The organism is Phycisphaerae bacterium (assembly GCA_035275405.1).
GTDB lineage: Bacteria > Planctomycetota > Phycisphaerae > UBA1845 > UTPLA1 > DATEMU01.
The window spans coordinates 344,102-360,592 of record DATEMU010000003.1 but is presented as its reverse complement, the minus strand read 5'-3'; the positions used below and the strand labels follow the sequence as shown (position 1 = coordinate 360,592).

15 protein-coding genes and 1 tRNA gene are annotated in these 16,491 nt (G+C 62.6%); 4 read left to right on the top strand and 12 right to left on the bottom strand.

Annotated features, from left to right (window positions below):
• Positions 1–99: 99 nt before the first annotated feature.
• From VJZ71_03395 to pabB, 3 genes are all read right to left on the bottom strand, one after another.
• Positions 100–1,212, bottom strand: a complete 1,113-nt coding sequence (locus VJZ71_03395) for a Nif3-like dinuclear metal center hexameric protein (protein ID HKQ47099.1) — start codon at positions 1,210–1,212, stop codon at positions 100–102.
• Positions 1,213–1,370: 158 nt separating this feature from the next.
• Entirely contained in the window at positions 1,371–2,249 is an 879-nt protein-coding gene (locus VJZ71_03390) for an aminotransferase class IV (protein ID HKQ47098.1), read from the bottom strand.
• Positions 2,246–3,685: an aminodeoxychorismate synthase component I gene (pabB, locus tag VJZ71_03385; protein ID HKQ47097.1), complete on the bottom strand. Its 1,440-nt coding sequence runs from the start codon at positions 3,683–3,685 to the stop codon at positions 2,246–2,248. Before pabB ends, VJZ71_03390 begins: the two co-directional genes overlap by 4 nt.
• 187 nt (positions 3,686–3,872) lie before the next feature.
• Here pabB and VJZ71_03380 point away from each other — a divergent pair, with 187 nt between their 5' ends.
• From VJZ71_03380 to VJZ71_03370, 3 genes are all read left to right on the top strand, one after another.
• On the top strand, positions 3,873–4,379 hold the full coding sequence (locus VJZ71_03380) for a hypothetical protein (GenBank protein HKQ47096.1): 507 nt from the start codon (positions 3,873–3,875) through the stop codon (positions 4,377–4,379).
• A 43-nt stretch (positions 4,380–4,422) separates the two neighbouring features.
• On the top strand, positions 4,423–5,643 hold the full coding sequence (locus VJZ71_03375) for a helix-turn-helix domain-containing protein (GenBank protein ID HKQ47095.1): 1,221 nt from the start codon (positions 4,423–4,425) through the stop codon (positions 5,641–5,643).
• 53 nt (positions 5,644–5,696) lie between these two features.
• A tRNA-Leu gene (locus tag VJZ71_03370) sits at positions 5,697–5,778 on the top strand.
• Between the two features lie 52 nt (positions 5,779–5,830).
• Here VJZ71_03370 and VJZ71_03365 read toward each other — a convergent pair.
• The 7 genes from VJZ71_03365 to VJZ71_03335 form a co-directional block, all read right to left on the bottom strand.
• A complete protein-coding gene (locus VJZ71_03365) occupies positions 5,831–7,573 on the bottom strand; it encodes a hypothetical protein (GenBank protein ID HKQ47094.1) in 1,743 nt (580 codons plus the stop codon).
• Positions 7,570–7,929 carry a helix-turn-helix transcriptional regulator gene (locus VJZ71_03360; GenBank protein HKQ47093.1) on the bottom strand — a complete coding sequence of 120 codons (360 nt, stop codon included), beginning with the start codon at positions 7,927–7,929 and terminating at the stop codon, positions 7,570–7,572. Before VJZ71_03360 ends, VJZ71_03365 begins: the two co-directional genes overlap by 4 nt.
• 100 nt (positions 7,930–8,029) lie before the next feature.
• Positions 8,030–9,916 carry a glycosyltransferase family 39 protein gene (locus VJZ71_03355; protein ID HKQ47092.1) on the bottom strand — a complete coding sequence of 629 codons (1,887 nt, stop codon included), beginning with the start codon at positions 9,914–9,916 and terminating at the stop codon, positions 8,030–8,032.
• A gap of 55 nt (positions 9,917–9,971) precedes the next feature.
• Positions 9,972–10,985, bottom strand: coding sequence for a 3-deoxy-7-phosphoheptulonate synthase (aroF, locus tag VJZ71_03350; GenBank protein HKQ47091.1), 1,014 nt, complete (start codon positions 10,983–10,985; stop codon positions 9,972–9,974).
• 3 nt (positions 10,986–10,988) lie between these two features.
• Positions 10,989–11,582, bottom strand: coding sequence for a hypothetical protein (locus tag VJZ71_03345; GenBank protein HKQ47090.1), 594 nt, complete (start codon positions 11,580–11,582; stop codon positions 10,989–10,991).
• Positions 11,583–11,587: 5 nt separating this feature from the next.
• The gene (locus VJZ71_03340; GenBank protein HKQ47089.1) at positions 11,588–12,655 is read right to left on the bottom strand and encodes an LOG family protein; all 1,068 of its coding nucleotides are present in this window, start codon (positions 12,653–12,655) and stop codon (positions 11,588–11,590) included.
• Between the two features lie 120 nt (positions 12,656–12,775).
• The gene (locus tag VJZ71_03335) at positions 12,776–13,552 is read right to left on the bottom strand and encodes an RsmE family RNA methyltransferase (GenBank protein ID HKQ47088.1); all 777 of its coding nucleotides are present in this window, start codon (positions 13,550–13,552) and stop codon (positions 12,776–12,778) included.
• A 107-nt stretch (positions 13,553–13,659) separates the two neighbouring features.
• Between VJZ71_03335 and VJZ71_03330 the strand changes: the two genes are divergently transcribed.
• Entirely contained in the window at positions 13,660–14,553 is an 894-nt protein-coding gene (locus tag VJZ71_03330; GenBank protein HKQ47087.1) for a hypothetical protein, read from the top strand.
• A gap of 62 nt (positions 14,554–14,615) precedes the next feature.
• On the opposite strand, the gene VJZ71_03325 is transcribed toward VJZ71_03330, so the two are convergent.
• Both VJZ71_03325 and nadD read right to left on the bottom strand, forming a co-directional pair.
• A complete protein-coding gene (locus tag VJZ71_03325) occupies positions 14,616–15,506 on the bottom strand; it encodes a DUF1571 domain-containing protein (protein ID HKQ47086.1) in 891 nt (296 codons plus the stop codon).
• 360 nt (positions 15,507–15,866) lie between these two features.
• Positions 15,867–16,490, bottom strand: coding sequence for a nicotinate-nucleotide adenylyltransferase (gene nadD / locus VJZ71_03320; protein ID HKQ47085.1), 624 nt, complete (start codon positions 16,488–16,490; stop codon positions 15,867–15,869).
• Position 16,491 lies beyond the last annotated feature (1 nt).

The following is a 16,491-nucleotide window of genomic DNA, read 5'->3' as shown; positions in this document are numbered from 1 at the left end:
GCAACGCACCGAATTCACCACAGAGGCACAGAGACACTGAGACGACGAGTGCGAGGGCGTTTTGACTTTTTGACTTCTTGACTATTTGACTTTTCGTCCTCATACCGCCTCGAAGGGATCGCGATCCGCACGACTTACAATTATCGAAACTCCCGGCAGCAGTTTTTTGAGCCGTGCGGCCAGCGGCGCCAACACCGGCCGCTCGCTGACTGAGTGTCCCAGGGCGATCGCCGCGGCGCCGCATCGCGCGTACCGCAGCGCGTCGTGATGCCGGATCTCGCCGGTAATAACCACATCGCCCCAGCCCAGGGATTCGCCCGGAATCTCGAACGGCAGCGAACCGGCCGCTCCGACGCACACTAACCCGCGATGCAGCCGCTCACTCGACCGGCCGATCCGCGACGCACAGCGTGCCCCGGTCTTCATCGCCAGCCGTTTGGCCAACATGCTTAAAGCAATCGGCTTTCGAAAACGCCCGATGCGCCCTTGTCCGGTCCGCCCATCCGGCAATCCTTCCAGCGGGTACACGTCGAATGCAGGCTCCTCGTACGGATGGCTCTTCCGCACCGCCGCCGTTACATCCGCCAGGCGCTGGCGCGGGAAGATCACTTCCAGTCGCACCTCGTCCACGCGCTCCAGCCGTCCCCTGCGGCCGATCGTCGGGCTTGTCGACTCCGTCCCGAAAAAAGTGCCCTGACCGTTCACGCGATAGCTGCACCGTTCATATGCGCCGATCCGCCCGGCCCCGGCCGCGAAGACGGCGTCGGAGACCTTCTCGACCTGCTGAGCCGGAACGAAGACCACCAGTTTGCAAAGGCGATCCGCCTTGGCGGCGATCTCGAAAGGAACAATGTCCTCCAGCCCGGCCAATGCGGCGATCACGTCGTTCGTCCCGTCCGGTGAGCAATCCAGCGCCGTATGCGGCGAATAAACGGCGATCCGATGGGCGACAGCCTCGGCGGCCAGGCCCTCGGACGCGGCGCGATCGACCGACATCCGTTTGATCGGTCGAAAAATCGGTGGGTGATAAGAGACGATGGCCCCGACCTTCGTTCGGATCGCTTCATCCAGCACCGCCGGCGTCAGGTCTATCGTCAACAAGACCCGCGCTAACGGCCACTTCGCCCCGCCAGCCAACAATCCCACATTATCCCACTCCGCCGCCGCCCACGTCGGCGCAATCTGTTCCATGGCGTCGCACAATGCCGCCATGGTGGATATTCGATTTGATCTCTTCATATTTCGGCGTTTTTTCATCGCCCCGCACCACGTTCACCACAGAGGCACAGAGACACCGAGACGACAACTAATCAGGAAAAAACCCGCCAGGGCTGTTCTCAGTGCCTCTGTGCCTCTGTGGTTAACTCTTTTCATCCGCCGCACTCTCGCGCCACGAGTTCGCGGTACAAGGTGGACAGCCGCTGCGTCGTCTCCCCCGGAAGGCCCTCGCCGACCTGATGCTTCTCAATGGACGTCACCGGCATGATCTCCAATACGCTGCCCGTCAGGAAGACTTCTTTCGCGGCCAGAAGCGTTTCAATATCAATCGGCTTCTCCTCCAGCGCCAGCTCATTCTCGCGCGCCAGTTCAATGACCGCCTTGCGCACGGTACCCGGCAGGACCGGCGTGTCCAGCGGCGGCGTGAGGATCGTCTTTTCATGGACGACGAACACGTTGCACACCGATCCTTCGGCCAACCGGTTTTCGGTGGTGAACCACAGCGATTCGTTGCATCGCCGGTCCGCCGCCTCCTTCATGGCCATCAGCCGCGACAGATACGCCAGCGTCTTGTGCCCCGCCAGCGGGTCCAGTCGGTTTTGCTTGTATGGACAAATACACACCCGCATCCCGCTCTTGTAAAGCTCCGGCGGATACGCCCGCACTACCCCCGCTGTGATCAGTAGCGTTGGCGGCGCGGACGTTTCGCCCTCTTTTCCCGGCCGCGGAACGCCGCCCGGCGTGAGAACGATCCGCAGCCGCGCATCGCTCAGGTTGTTGACCTGCAAAACGTCGTCCACGCCACGTCGGATCAGGTCCTTATCCACGGGGATTTGCAAGCCCAGCGTCGCCGCGGACGTCGCCAGCCGCTCCACGTGATCGTCCAGGCGCATGACCCTGCCGCGATACGCCCGGAGCGTCTCGAAGAGTCCGGCGGCGTGCGTAAAACCCGCGTCAAACACGGAGACCGTCGCCTCCTCGGCGGGGACGACGTGACCGTTCAGGAAAACCCATTCCTCGTGTTGGGTCATGACAGGGCGGGCTCCGGTTTGCAATACCCGCCCGACCTCACCGGTGCCGCGCCTTCGCGAATCCCAAGCGCCGCAAGCATCCCCGCCGCCTTGGCCGCCAGCTCCTGGTATTCCTCCTCGGGATCGCTGTCCGCCACAATGGCGCTGCCGACCGACAGATCGACCTGCCCGTTGACGAGGCTCATCGTCCGGATCGCGAGATTCAACTGCATGGATCCGTCCAGCCCGACGTAACCGATGGCTCCGCAATAGGCCCCGCGCGGGTCCGGCTCCAGTTCATTGATAATCTGCATCGCCCGCACCTTCGGCGCGCCCGTGATCGATCCGCCGGGAAACGCCGCCCGCAAGAGGTCGATCGCGCCGGCATCTTCGCGCAACCGCCCGACAATCGTGGCGGTCCGATGAAATACCGTCGGATACGCCTCGATTCGACCATCCTCCACCACGCGCACGCTTCCATATTCACAGATGCGGCCGAGGTCGTTTCGTTCCAGGTCGACGATCATGTTCAGTTCGGCGCGGTCTTTCTCGCTGTTTTCCAGCGCCCGCCGCGCCTCTTCATCGCCCGCTGCCGTCGCCCCCCGCGGTCGGGTTCCTTTGATCGGCCGCGTCACGACGACGCGATTTCGCAACTCAAGAAAAAGCTCCGGCGACGACGAAACGATCTGGCCGCCGGGCACATCCAGATAGGCAGCGTACGGGGAGGGGTTTTCGTAGATGAGCCGCTCGTAAAGCGCCGAGGCGTCACCTTTCCATTCTGCGCGAAACCGACGGGCGAGGTTCACCTGAAAAATGTCCCCCGCGCGGATGTAATCCATCGCCCGCCCGACCTTGGCGACATAAGCCGCCCGATCAAAGTTCCAGCGACCATCGGCCTTCAGCCGCCCTGCATCGGCACGCCCTGAATCGGACGCTGCACGACTGGCGCGAACGAACCGCTCGACAGACCCGATTCGCTCGCTCGCGACGGGGCGTCCGCCGCTGCAAATCTCCGGAACCTCGATGGTCGAAACGGCCCAATGGTTCGTCCGTTGGTCGTGTACCAAAAGGGTGTCGTACAGCCCCCAATGCGCCAGGGGCAAGCGCGGGTCAGGTTTCCCCCAACCCGCCGATGGCTCCACGCATCGCCCCGCCTCGTAGGCCATGTATCCGATCCACCCGCCTGCAAACGGCACGTCCGAAACTTCGACCGCTTGCCGCAGTGAAGATCTATGGGCCAGGGACTTGAAGGGATCATCCGACGCCGTCGTCGGGACGGTCAATCGTGCGACCGGATCCCATCCGTAGATCGAGTACCGCTCGCGGCCATCCGATTCTCCATGGGACTCCAGCATCGCCGCGCCGGGGCGCGCCGCGATGGCCCGCCGCAACGCCGCGACGTTACCGGGCGGATCAATCGTCCGCGAATAGCATCGAACCCGCGTATCATGAGCCATGCGCCCGCAGTATAGCCCCCCAGTGAGGAGGTGTCCTAACCCTTGAGTTAAGCCGCCCATTGTCTATAATGATAAGGACAGGGTGGGCATTAGGAGGACGAAGTTGAAACGGGAGATAACGTACCCAAAACAGTTTCCACTTGGGTAGCCGTTTTTCCGTTCCTGCCGGGTCCGAGGACGAATCGACATGCAAACTGAACCGACGGTCCGCGCGGCCGTGGCCACTGCGCCGCGCGAACGGCAAACTGTTTTCTGGATCATCGCCCTGCTCCTGGCGGTCATCGCCACGACGCTGCTCGTGCGCGGCTCGGCCTCCTCATGGGTCGCCCCGGCCTTCGGCGACTCTCCCATGGTCGGCGCCCGCGGCGTCTTTGCCTTCACCGGCCAGCTCGACAAGAACAGCTACGGACTTTTCATGGTGGATGTCGACAACCGCACGGTCTGGTGCTACCAGTACCTGCCCTCGACGCGCAAGCTTCGACTCGTGGCCGCCCGCTCGTTCAGCCACGATCGCTACCTCGAAGACCACAATTTCGAAGGACCGACCATCGAAGTCGTCAAGCAGATGTTGGAAGAGCAGCGACGGATCAAAGAGCGCCGGGAGATGCAGGGCATCGACGACGCCGACGATGAGGCCCTGGGTATCACCGTCCCCGGCATGCCCTCCGGGGCCGATCGATCCACGGCGCCCTAGGACGAAATGAAAACACCTACCCCGCGATGAGGAGCTGATTGACATGGCTCATACCGAATACTGCACGTTGGACGAAGCCTGCGAAATGCTCGGGATGTCCGACACCGAGATCAAGGCGATGGTCGCCGACGGCCGGCTCCACGAGCTGCGCGACGCCGGCAAGATCTTCTTCAAGCGCGACGAAGTACGGCGCATGGCCGCCAAGGAAGGCAGCAGCATCGTCGACCTCGCCGCTGCCGAGGACATGAGCCCGCAGATCGACGGCGAGGGCCAGCCCGACTCCTTCGCCTCCGCCCTGTCGAGCCTCGCCGACGAGTCTTCAAGTCTCGGCGTGCTGGAAGCCAACACGCCCAGCCCCGGCGTCGAAGAGCTGATGGCCAAGGATCCCTCGCCGCCGCTGGAATTGGACGCCGAATCCTTCCCGGAGGACCTCCCCGCCGCCGCTCCCCCGGCGGACGAAATCGAAATTCCCGAACTCTCCAGCGAGATCGACCTGCTCCCGACCGCCGAGGGTTCCAGCATGGGGCTCTCCCCGGTCGTGCCCGAAGCCAAGGCGCCCGGGGGGGACCTCGAAGTTCCCGACCTCGGACTCTCCGGTTCGAGCATCATCAGCCTGGAAACCACCGGCCTCGACGATACGTCCACGCCGGTCAAGCCCGCCGCCAAAGAGCCTGCCAAAACCGGCAAGGTCGGCATCAGCGTCTTCGACGACGACGAGCTGAAGATCGACGTTGATCCAATGGGCGAGACGCGCATCTCCGCCGGCGTCGCCGAGATGGAGACGGTCGGCAGCGGCAGCGGTCTGTTGGACCTGACGCAGGAAAGCGACGACACCAGCCTCGGCGCCGCCCTGCTGGACGTCATTTCGCCTACCGAGGCCGCCGAGACTCAGACCGAAGGCGAAGCCGTCGAAGTCATTGAGGCCGCTGAGACGATCAGCGAAAGCAGCGGCGGCACGCGCACGCTCACGGAGTCCGGCGCCGAATACGTCGGGCCGACAGCGGGCATGGCCCCGGCGATGGCCGCCCGCTCCGCCGTTTCCACGAGCATGCCCGGCGCCGTCCCGATGAACATCACGCTCATCCTCGGGATCATCAGCCTCGCCCTGATCGGCCTGGCCACCGCGGCGCAGCTACAGGGCGTCTGGCCCGCGACGATCCTCTCGCCGATCGCCAAGGACGTCGTGCACTGGTCCGTCTTCGGCGGCCTCGCCGCCATCGCCCTCGGCACCGGCATCTGGGGAATCCTCGCCGGTCGCAAGTGATCGCGCGATTGACCCGCTAATATCCCGCAGCGACAATCCACCGCAGCGCCCGCGCGCGAGTGGCGGAACTGGCAGACGCGCAGGATTTAGGATCCTGTGGGGAAACCCGTGGGGGTTCGACTCCCCCCTCGCGCATCAAAAAAGGCCGCCGAATGCTCATTCGGGCGGCCTTTCTTACAGAGCGTCCTCAATCGGCCGGCGGCCAGTACACGATATCCGCCGGGCCCTCTCGGCCGAAATACGCTCCATTCTTGACCTTCTCGGATGAGCCGCCGTCATCCTCCAAATTGTTGCCGACGCTGTAAAGCGTGAAGCGGCCGCCATCCACCGCGTATTTCAGGTGCATCCCGCTGTACTCATCGACGGGCACGGCCGCCAGGTAGTCCGGCGACAATTCGGCCAGCCGCTGCGGCAGCGCCCCGCGCTCCAGCCGGTAACGCAGGATCGCCACGAGCGTCCGCGTCGCCAGTTCGTTCATCGTCGCTTCGCGAATGAGCTGATTCGCCCGCGACAGGATCGGCAACATCGTGTTGATCAGCGCGAAACGCTGCCCCGTCGGCCCGTCGCTCTTCACGCCATCCAGCACGCGATCGGCGCCCGCCCGCCGCGGGTCGTACAGCGGCAGGGAATACAGCTCCTCCATCTTGTCGAAGATCTCGTGGTATTTGGCGACCGTTTCGCGCCGATCCGCGTGGATCGCGGACATCGCCACCAGTGCGGCGTCGTTCATGAAGCCCGTTTCATCTGTTCCTGGCGAGGAGTTTCCATAGGCCGAAACCTTGGCGAATTGGCTGGGAATGAGGCGGCCGTTTCCGCTTCCGTCGTCGGTGAACGTGTATTGCACCACGTCGTTAAAGAAGAACAGCTCCGACCGGAAATCGCCCTTCAGCGTGCAGATCGGCATGGTCAGGAGATGACTCGCCTTGACGAGAGCCAACTGCTCCGGCGTCAGGGCATCTGCCGTTCCATGCAACATTTGGCGCGCTTCGTTTGTCGACATCGAAATCATCGCCGTCCCGACCAGTTGCTCGATGATGGTCTGTCCCGACAAAAGCAACGCGCCCAGCCGGTGCGCGATATCCAGCGAACGCCACGCCTCGGCGAATTCGCCCCTTGTCATTCGGTCTCGAGCATCCAGTATCAGGAAACGCGCGACATTTCGTTCTTCCGAGAGATTCGGCAGGAGCACCGAGAGCGTCGGCGGGACCAGAGGATCGACGGTTTCGCTCGGTTCTTCAAAGGGCTCGCCGCCCCTCAACGCCCGCTGGCGCATGAACTCAATGGTCTGCTCATGATCGTAGAGAAAGCCCCACGTCGGCTTGGTTCCCGCCTCTTCGAGGCGCGGGAGTATGACGCGGTTCGCTTCCACCCAGGCCAGGGCCACAGGCCACTTTTCATCACCCGGCCGCGGCAAACTCTTCGGCGTCGCTTCCAATTCCTTCGGAAGCGGTCGGAATTGAAGGAGCGCTTCGCGGAGGATCGGCCAGGCCCGATCGCCTTCCGGTGTCCGCTGCGTCGGTTCGTTGATCTTCGCGATGTAGTCCACCGTGGGCGTCGGCGAGCCCAGCGAGACATAGGCCAAATACCCGCCGCCCGCCGCCGCGATCACCAGCAAAACCAGCGCCGTCGACGTTATTATTTTCCAGATCATGGGTCTTCCTCTCTTCTTGCTGCGGTGAATGAGTCTCGCCGCCAGGTCCGGGTCTCCGAAATCCTCGCAGAGGATTCCGATCGATTGTTCCAATGAAACGCCGTCCTTCGTCAATTCGATCAGCCCCTCGCGAAAATGGCTCTCCAGTTCGGCCTTCAACTCGCGCTGTTCCGACGGCCACAGCCGCGCCTTGCGGACGACGCGGCGAACCAGGTCCTTCAGTGCTTCGGGCAGCGCTGAGGTGGAGGCATCGTCACGAATTGATGGAGCCGCGCTCATGCCAGTCGCCAAGCCTTTTGCGCCTGTGTACCCCCCAACACCAGTTGTCCCATCCCCCGCACCAGCGCTTCCCACTGCGTCAGGTCGCGCTCCAGCCGCTGCGCACCCTTGTCCGTCAATTTGTAATACTTCCGATCGCGGCCGCTCTCAGAACTTGTCCATTCGCTCTCGACGAGGCCCTGCGCTTCGAGGTTGTAAAGTAGCGGGTACAGCGTGCTCTGCCCCAGTTTGAGCACACCGTCCGATCGCTTGGTCACTTCCGTCACCAATTCGTAGCCGTACATGCTCCGGCGCTTGAGAAGCTTGAGCACCGCGAGGGGCAGCACGCCCTTCAAGAGTTCACGTTCGATCTGCATGGCCAATCTCCTGTACTATGTAATACATAGTATGCTTAGCATAACTCCGCGTCAAGTTCCATCCGGTTGTCCAGATGGCTTCTCTTAACTGTTTACTGCGCTAGTGTTTATATGCGTGCAGGCGGACGCCGGTCGCCTCGCTGCCGACACCTTGATTGGTGATAACGACCCAGTCGTCTTTGTCCCGACCCCTGTTCCCGCGATCGACGACGCAAAGTTCTCTTGCCCTGGGATCGAAATGCGATTGGAGGCTGGCGAAGTCCTCGAGTTGCAACACCATGTAAACGATGCCGGGCCCGTCCAGCAATTCGCAGATTCGGCCGGCGACCTCCAGCCGTAGTTCAAACCCGCTGGCAGATTTGCTCCGCTCCGCCATCAGTTTGTAAGGATCCACCACCTGACGCAGGCCTCGATTCCAGTAAAACGTCACGCGACCGTCCGGGCGATTGCTGGCCCAATAAACCGCGACGTCGTCCGGCACGCGCGCCTTGGCCATTTCCTCCACCAGCCGGTGGGGCGCATCAATATTTCCCGCCGACGGCCCAATGACGCACCACACCCCCCCGAACGTCACGAGGCCGGACATCGCCACGGCGGTCAGGCTTGGCCAGCGCCGCCCACGCACATACAACCATCCTGCCATCGCCATCCCCCCGATGGCGAGCACCGCAAACAGCGGCGTCCCCCAGGCCAGAATCCCATGCCATTCCTCGGGATACATCCGGCGCCCGACAAACCACATGACCACGGCGATCGTCGTCAGGATGGCGACGATCACACCGACGGTCGCCTTGGCAAGCCGCGCGGAGACATCGCTTCGAAAAAAAAGGCGATCCAGAACGGGCCCGAGCAGAATGGCGCAACCCGGCACGGCCGGCAATATGTAATACGGTTTCTTGAAACTCATGATGGAAAGCAGCGCGAGCGCGGCAACTGCCCAGCACCATGCGTAGGTCAGCGGACGAAGCTGTCGTCGATAGACTCGCAAGAAAGGGCTGGCCAGCGCCTCGGGCAGCGAAAGGCACCACGGCAGCAAGAGCCCGAACAAAAGCGGAAGGTAATAGAGAAAATCGCCCCAATGGCATCCGGGATAGTCGCCCTTGGCCCGGTCCAGGAACTCGTAATCCCACAAGGCCCAGGCGTAAGGCTCCCGTCGCGCCACCAGGACCATCCATGGCACGAACATCGCCGCGAACAAGGGAAATCCCCACCACAGCCCGGTTGTCGTCAGCGCCTCTTTGAGTCTCAGCCCGGCGCTAAACAACGTCGAGCGAACGATACGTGCCATACGACCTGGGTCGAGCGTTGTCAGTCTTCGAATTCCGCGATGCCCGAACCACCACGCCGCCAGCGGCACGACGACCACCATCATCGGCATCGGACCCTTGGCGAGCATCCCCAGTCCCAGCGCGATATAGAACCGGGCGAGGTGCATCGTCCGGCGCTCGGGTTTCGTTTGGGCCCACCAGAACTCCGCAAACGCCCACGTACAAAACAGCGTCAAGAGCGCCTCCGCCGTCGCATTGACCGCGAACAGAAGCATCCCCAGGCTGCTTGCGCAAACGACTGCCGAAATTGCCGCGATACGGGTGTCGAACATGCTCCCGGCCAAACGCCAGACCAGGAGAATCGTCAGCACCACCGCGACGGCCGATGGAAATCGTGCCGCGAAATCCGTGACCGGCTGAGCGGTATCGTTGGAGCGTGGCGTCACCAGGGACACCCCCGCCACCAGCCACGCAGCGAGCGGCGGCTTCACCAGAAACGGAGTATCCAGGTAGCGGGGAATAAGCCAATCGCCCGACGCAATCATCTGGCGCGCGGACTGCGCGACGATCACCTCGTGCTCCGCCAGGTGCGGACCGCCGACCAGCGCGAAGCCCGTCCCCGCCAGCCAAACTGCCGCAAAGACGCCAAACGCGCGGCGCGACGGAGCGGTTTCATGGTTCAGGGAAATGCTGCTTGTCGGAGATGGAATAGCGGACACCTACTGGGCCATGCTTGCGAAGCTGCCCGGATCATAGCGGCCATGCGGGCCCGCGTCAGCGATGACTTGCCGTCCATCTGGCCAAATCCGCCAGTTCCGTAGCCAAGCGCCCGTACGCCTCCAGCGTCAGCGCCTGCTGCCCGTCCGACAGCGCTTTGCTCGGCTCCGGATGCGTTTCGACCATCACCCCGTCGGCGCCCGCGACGACCGCCGCGCGGGCCAGCGGCGCGACGGCCCAACTGATCCCGACGCCGTGCGACGGATCGGCGATCACCGGCAGGTGCGAGTGCCGTTTGATCATGACGACGGCGGAAAGGTCAAACGTGTTTCGTGTCATCGTCTCAAATGTGCGAATGCCGCGCTCGCACAGGATTACCTCGTAATTGCCCAGCGACAGAATGTACTCCGCCGCCATGAACAGTTCCTGGATCGTCGCGCTGATTCCGCGCTTCAGAAGCACCGGGCGGCGCAGGCGGCCGACGGCCTCCAGGAGCGAGAAGTTCTGCATGTTCCGCGCCCCGACTTGCAGCACGTCCGCCACCTCGGCGACGGCCTCCAGGCTCTCGACGTCCTTGACTTCCGTCACGATCCGCAGATCAAAGGACCTTTTCACTTCTCCCAGAATCTGAAGCCCCTCTTCCTTCAGTCCCTGGAACGCGTACGGCGACGTCCGCGGCTTGAACGCCCCGCCGCGGAAGAATTTGGCCCCGCTCGCCGACACGGCCTCGGCCGTCTTCATCGTCTGCGCGCGCGACTCGACCGAACACGGGCCCGCCATCATCGCCAGCGTTCCGTCGCCGACCTTGACGCCGCGCACGTCCACGATCGTCTGCTCCGGCTTCACCTCGCGGCTGACCAGCTTGTACGGCTTGGAAACCGGTACGCATTCCGCGACGCCCGCCAGGTCCTGAAAATTCTCCGGTGAGACCGCCCCCTGGTTACCGGTGATGCCGATGGCCGTACGGATCGTGCCGGGGATTTCGTGGGGCGCAAAACCGATCTCGCGGATGCGCCGGCAGACGGCCGCGATCTGCTCCGCCGTCGCGCCTTGTTTCATCAGGATGAGCATGAGCTAACGTCCTTCCCTCGTTGCCGCCGTGGTCGGTTGGGGTCGATACTCGAACCGCCAGCGCTGGTAGTCCCGCAGATGATCGCACAGGGCGCGCTCCGCGTTACGATCGAGATCATAGTCGCGCTCCAATTCCGCGAGCGCTTCTTCGACGGACCAGCCGCAGAATTTCATCCGATAAGCCGCCCACGCCGCGTTCGACCGCTGCTTGCCCGCGGCGCAGTGAAAAAAAATCGGGCGATTCCCCTGATCCGCAATGGCCACCGCCGCCTGCTCCAGCATCGCGAAATCCCCGCGCCCGTCGCCGGGCATGGGAAAGCGCAGAAGGTGAATCCCAAGGCTTTCGACTTTCGCGAGCATCTCTCGTTCTTCCGGCCGATCCGTCGGCCCCGTAAGATTGACGATCGTACGAATCGATTTGTCTTCCTTCAGATGAACGATGTCATCGACGCTTGGAAATCCGCCGCGGTAGACTTCGTTGGGAACCACTTCCGCGAACCGCCGCGGGTAACGCTGGCGCTCGCGGACCTCCGCGCCGACGATCGCCGCAACCGGTGGCGCCGCCAGCGCAAGCATCAATAGAATTGATCGAACCATGGTGCTTACGCGCGACCGGCCGCGATCGGTGAGGGAACCCCCGCCGTGTTGATGTAATCGATCATCTGGCGAAGCCGCCCGTGCGAGCGCCGATTAAACCGCATGACCAGGCGCGGCTTGTCCGGCCACTCGTCGCCTTCTTCCGGCAGCGCCCGCATCGACTCAATGGCGCCCTCTTCGCAGATGTCCGCGAATTGCTCCTGGATATGGGTGATGGCCGTGATCGGTAGTTCCTCGTTCAGACGGATCACCAGCTTGTCCTTCACATAGCGGTACGAATGAAAGCGGCGATAAAACGTCAGAATATCCTGCACGGCTGCCTCGACGTCGTCCGTCACTTTGATCAGGTTCATATCCTCTTCGCTGATCATGCCGGTCCGCAGCAGTTCGGCTTTCACATAGGTCCGCCAGTGCTGCCAATACGTCCCGCCCGGCGCATCGACCAGGACGACGGGAACGAGGTGCGTCTTGCCGGTCTGAATAAGGGTGAGTACCTCAAAGCCTTCGTCCTGCGTGCCGAACCCTCCGGGGAACAGCGCGACGGCCTTGGCCTCTTTGGTGAACATGAGCTTGCGGGTAAAGAAATACTTGAAATTGATGAGCTTCTTGTCATCCGCAATGATGGTGTTGGTCCGCTGCTCGAATGGCAGCCGGATCGCCACGCCGAAGCTCGCATCCGCCCCGGCCCCGCCGTGTCCGGCTTTCATGATCCCGTCACCCGCGCCGGTAATCACCATCCAGTTGCTTTCGCGCATCCGCTCGGCGAATTTCACCGCCTGTTCATAGTCGGGATGTCCCTCGGGAGTGCGGCTGGAGCCGAAGATGGAGACCTTCGGAATGTCTTCGTACGGGGCGAAGATCTTGAATGCGTAACGCAGCTCCGCCAGCGCGGTATCGACAAGCTTGACCTCGGCCCGGCTGGTCTCGTCTTTCGACAGCCGGCAGACCGTCTTGATCATGCTTTCAAAATACTCGTGGTCGGGTCCGGGAGCGTACTTGGCGACAAACTCAGCGATGGCCGCGTCTCGGGCCGCCCGCTCGGCCGTGGTTAACGGGGTGGTTTCATTCGACACTTTCAGCATCCTCTCTAACGTCTTCTACAAACAACAAACACTCTAATATACCATGTTTACGGTCGGCTGACAAAGCACGCCTATTGGCCGGCGCCGCCCTGAGTATCTAGGCGGAATCGCCTATGAACGCGTGGAAACCCAGCACGCCCAAACTGCCGCGAAGGCAACAGCTGCCGTCTCGATCCGCAAGATCGTGGGTGATAGCGTCACACCTTTCGCCCCTGCCGCTTCAAGCTCCCCGGACTCCTCGTCGCTCAGTCCACCCTCCGGGCCGATGATGACCAGCAGCGGACTGGTAGCATCCGCGCTCCCGTCGCCCGCCTGCAACTCTTGGGCAAATGACCGCGCTGATTGATAAGGTGCTCCGTAATAGACACGCGTCGGCCGACGATGCGATTCGAGCAGCTTCGCAAGTCTCGTCGTCGGCTCCACCATCATCGCCGACGACTGTCTCGACTGCTTGGCCGCCTCGACCGCCTTGCGCCGCCATCGGTCGAGCTTGCCCTCGCCCGGCTCGACTTGCGACCGCGCACAGGACAAGGGGATGAGCCGCGAAACGCCCAATTCCGCGCACTTCTCCACGAGCCAATCTCCGCGCGGCCCCTTTGGCATCGCCACTGCCAAGACGAGCGACGGACCGATTGGCTTGGGAGTTTCCATTCGGTCCGTCACGGTCGCTTCGAACTCTCCAGTCCCCTGCCGGGTGATCCGCGCCACAGCCTCGCCCCCGCGGCCGTCGAACAGATGAACCTCCGCACCCTCTGTCAGCCGCAGCGACCGCAACGCGTGGCGGGCCTGCTCGCCCACGACGCGAATGACTGCCGGAGAGAGATCATCGACCAGGAAGCGTCGGGGCGTCATGCTACCATTGTCCAGCCGTCCGCCGGCAAACGCCACGGGGAAGACTCCGGCTTCCCAGCGCATACCTCGGGATTTAGCGGCCGGCGCGCCAAGGCCGATAAAGGTCTACGCGGGCGTCTGTCTCCGCGCTGGCATCGCCGTTTATGGATAGTCCCCAGCCTCCATCCCTGGCCATCACCGACGAAGAAGTCGAGCAGTTGCTTCAGCAAGCCGAGTCGCTGGTTGGCGAGATTGCCGACGATCCCGTACCGGCGTCCCACGATCCCGCTTCCACTACGCCCGGAGTCGCCCCCGATGGGATCGCTGAATCGGTCTCGACCGCCGAATTGCTCGATGACCCGGCCTGGACCGTCGCAGTCCCCCTGGCGGACGACGTCCCTTTCGATGCTTCCTTGCCGCCGCGGTCAGACACTCAACCGCGGGCCGCCGACCCGCTCCAGGCCATCGAGAATACGGAGGCCATCGCCGCCGAACTCACGGCCATACTCGACGAAGCTTCGGAAATGGTTTCTCCGATGCAGGCCCGCGAACTTGAAGCGAGCGCCGCCGAGCCAATTCCCGACCGATCCGGCGCATCGCCTTCGGAAACACCCGGCGCAATTCCTCGCGCGATCCTGGACGAAATCACCGATGAACTCACATCCGGCGACCTGTCGAATCGCGAACCGCCCGCAACTCAAGAGGTCGCGACGACCGGACATCTTCATCCCGCGGCGATGTCGGAGCAGCCGGCCGAACCTCAACCGGTGAACGACGCGCCGGCCCAAACCGTCGAACCTGCCGCCCGAATCCCGCTCAAGGCCCGCCTTGCCAACTTTCGCCGCGCCGCTTGGTTCGTCGTGACTGCCGTGCCGGTGGCGCTCGTGAATCTCGTACTCCGTCTGATGGTGCTTCTCGATCGACCCTTCGCCCGGTTCTCCGCCGAAACGAAGTTGCGCATCGGCCTGGTCGCGCTCGTCACGCTCTTCATGGGTACCGCCGCCTGGCTCCTGCCGCGCATCGCCCTGCAAAACCCCTACGCGGCGATGGGACAATAGCGCGCACCGCACAACAGCATTTGTCAGTGACTCATTAAGTAAGGGAAATCGCAACCGCCCGATTACATCCCGTACGTCACGGGATCGAAGTCCGCCTCCGTCAGGCCGGAATCCAATTTGATGTTGCGGTATTCGTACTTGCCCAGGAGATGCTGCGGATCCTTGTAGTCCGTCGAGAAGCAATACACGGCAACCGGGATTCGATATTCCTTGTCAATGAAGATCTCCGCCAGCTTGTCGGGATAGGCCCCGCCCTCGCCCGTATAGGGCAGAAATCGTCGGATCACCCAAACCGGCCGCCCATCGAATCGACTCTCCCCGCAAAACTCCAGCCGAAGGACGCCGTCCTGCTGGGCCCGCTCGCAATATTTGATGAGCAGGTCGAGCGCCCGCGTGAAACCAAATTCGTCCAGGTATCGCCGCGATGAAAGTTGGGCCCGTTTCCCATGAATCGGCTGCTTGATGCTCTTGATGAGCAGCCGCGCGACCGCTCCCGGTTGGCACACGGCGAGTTGGCGCTCGTCAGGATTCTCGGCGTCCTCGTCGATCCAGCGATCCTTGACGTAGATCACGCGATCCGCCAGGCCCGGATTGCGCCGCCAGTGAAACATGACGCTGTACGGGTCGTGTCGAAACTTGACGTCGATCTCCTGCTCCTCGCTCATTCCCGAAGGCAGCGCCTCCTGCTTCACGAGCGTGCATTGATAATCCTTGACCTGTCGCCGGTGCAGATCGCGAGCTTCAATCAACGCCGAAAGCGGATCGCGGCGAATTCGTCGCTCAAATGGCTCCGCCGTCTCGCGCTCCGCCGCAATGACGGCCGGTGTTCCGGGCCGCCAGACGACCTCGTTCACTTCCATCAACTCAAACTGAAAATAGAGAATGCCCGCCAGCGCCAGACCGACCAGGAGTCGGATCTTCCGCTGACTGAGAGATTTGGAAAGTCGCGGCATAGATGCGGATCCTTGCGTGGTCGGCCGTGAGTGGGTCAGGCCAGCCATTCGTGCTATCCATTCATCGGTAGGGCTCGAAAAGGCCGTGAGCCAAGTTCACAATGCAAATCATGGCGTAATCGTGCGTTCGGCGAGTCTTCGTCGCCTCGTTACATCAAGAGCCTGCGATAGGCCCTCCGCGCCGGGACCTCGGGATGCGGGCGACCTGGCGGCCGATACACCCCTTATACACAGTCTCACAATAACCTTAGCGTCGGATTGCATTACCGTCAAACGGCAGCGGTCCCTAAATGACCCCCTTGATTTCGAAATGTCTCTAATAACTTACCAGTTCGGTGTTTAGCAATCGAGACCCGACGATTATCGGAGAGAGGCGTAGAGTCCGTTTTTCGAGATATAGGACGTTACTTCGTCGGGAGTCAGGTATCGGATGCTCCTTTTCTTCGCCGCACGTTCCCGAATCTGCGTCGAACTGATGTCAATGGCCGGCGTCGAAACGCAATCGTCGAAGAGCGCCTGGGCCCTGACCGCCCCGACCACAGCCGCGAGCGCCTCGAGCGCCGGGGGCTTCCACCCCGGTCGCGTCGCCGTCACGATACGAACTTGTGTCACCAGCTCAGCGATTCGATGCCACGTCGGCAGCTCCGGCAGCGAATCCGCGCCGATGATCCAGATCAGCTCGACTTCCGGGCCCAGTCGAGTCCGGAAATCCGCGACCGTGTCGATCGTATAACTGGGGCCCGCGCGATGCAGCTCCACATCCGACACCTCGAAGAGCGGATCACCGGCGACCGCCAGTTTTACCATCGCCAATCGGTGCCGGGCATCGCTCAACACCACGCCGCGCTTATGAGGGGGACGTGCCGATGGGATCAGCACGATTCGCGCCAGCCCCAACTGCTCCGCAATGCTTCGCGCGGAAATCAGATGCCCGAAATGAATGGGATCGAAACTCCCGCCGTACAGACCGATGCGCTGGCTCATG

Bases quoted from the DNA above. Each gene is read 5' to 3' on its own strand.
- pabB (HKQ47097.1), bottom strand. From the start codon at position 3,685: ATGGCTCATGATACGCGGGTTCGATGCTATTCGCGGACGATTGATCCG.
- VJZ71_03365 (HKQ47094.1), bottom strand. From the start codon at position 7,573: ATGAGCGCGGCTCCATCAATTCGTGACGATGCCTCCACCTCAGCGCTG.
- VJZ71_03395 (HKQ47099.1), bottom strand. From the start codon at position 1,212: ATGGCGGCATTGTGCGACGCCATGGAACAGATTGCGCCGACGTGGGCG.
- VJZ71_03375 (HKQ47095.1), top strand. From the start codon at position 4,423: ATGGCTCATACCGAATACTGCACGTTGGACGAAGCCTGCGAAATGCTC.
- nadD (HKQ47085.1), bottom strand. From the start codon at position 16,490: ATGAGCCAGCGCATCGGTCTGTACGGCGGGAGTTTCGATCCCATTCAT.
- VJZ71_03360 (HKQ47093.1), bottom strand. From the start codon at position 7,929: ATGCAGATCGAACGTGAACTCTTGAAGGGCGTGCTGCCCCTCGCGGTG.
- VJZ71_03330 (HKQ47087.1), top strand. From the start codon at position 13,660: ATGGATAGTCCCCAGCCTCCATCCCTGGCCATCACCGACGAAGAAGTC.
- VJZ71_03345 (HKQ47090.1), bottom strand. From the start codon at position 11,582: ATGGTTCGATCAATTCTATTGATGCTTGCGCTGGCGGCGCCACCGGTT.
- VJZ71_03325 (HKQ47086.1), bottom strand. From the start codon at position 15,506: ATGCCGCGACTTTCCAAATCTCTCAGTCAGCGGAAGATCCGACTCCTG.
- VJZ71_03390 (HKQ47098.1), bottom strand. From the start codon at position 2,249: ATGACCCAACACGAGGAATGGGTTTTCCTGAACGGTCACGTCGTCCCC.
- aroF (HKQ47091.1), bottom strand. From the start codon at position 10,985: ATGCTCATCCTGATGAAACAAGGCGCGACGGCGGAGCAGATCGCGGCC.
- VJZ71_03380 (HKQ47096.1), top strand. From the start codon at position 3,873: ATGCAAACTGAACCGACGGTCCGCGCGGCCGTGGCCACTGCGCCGCGC.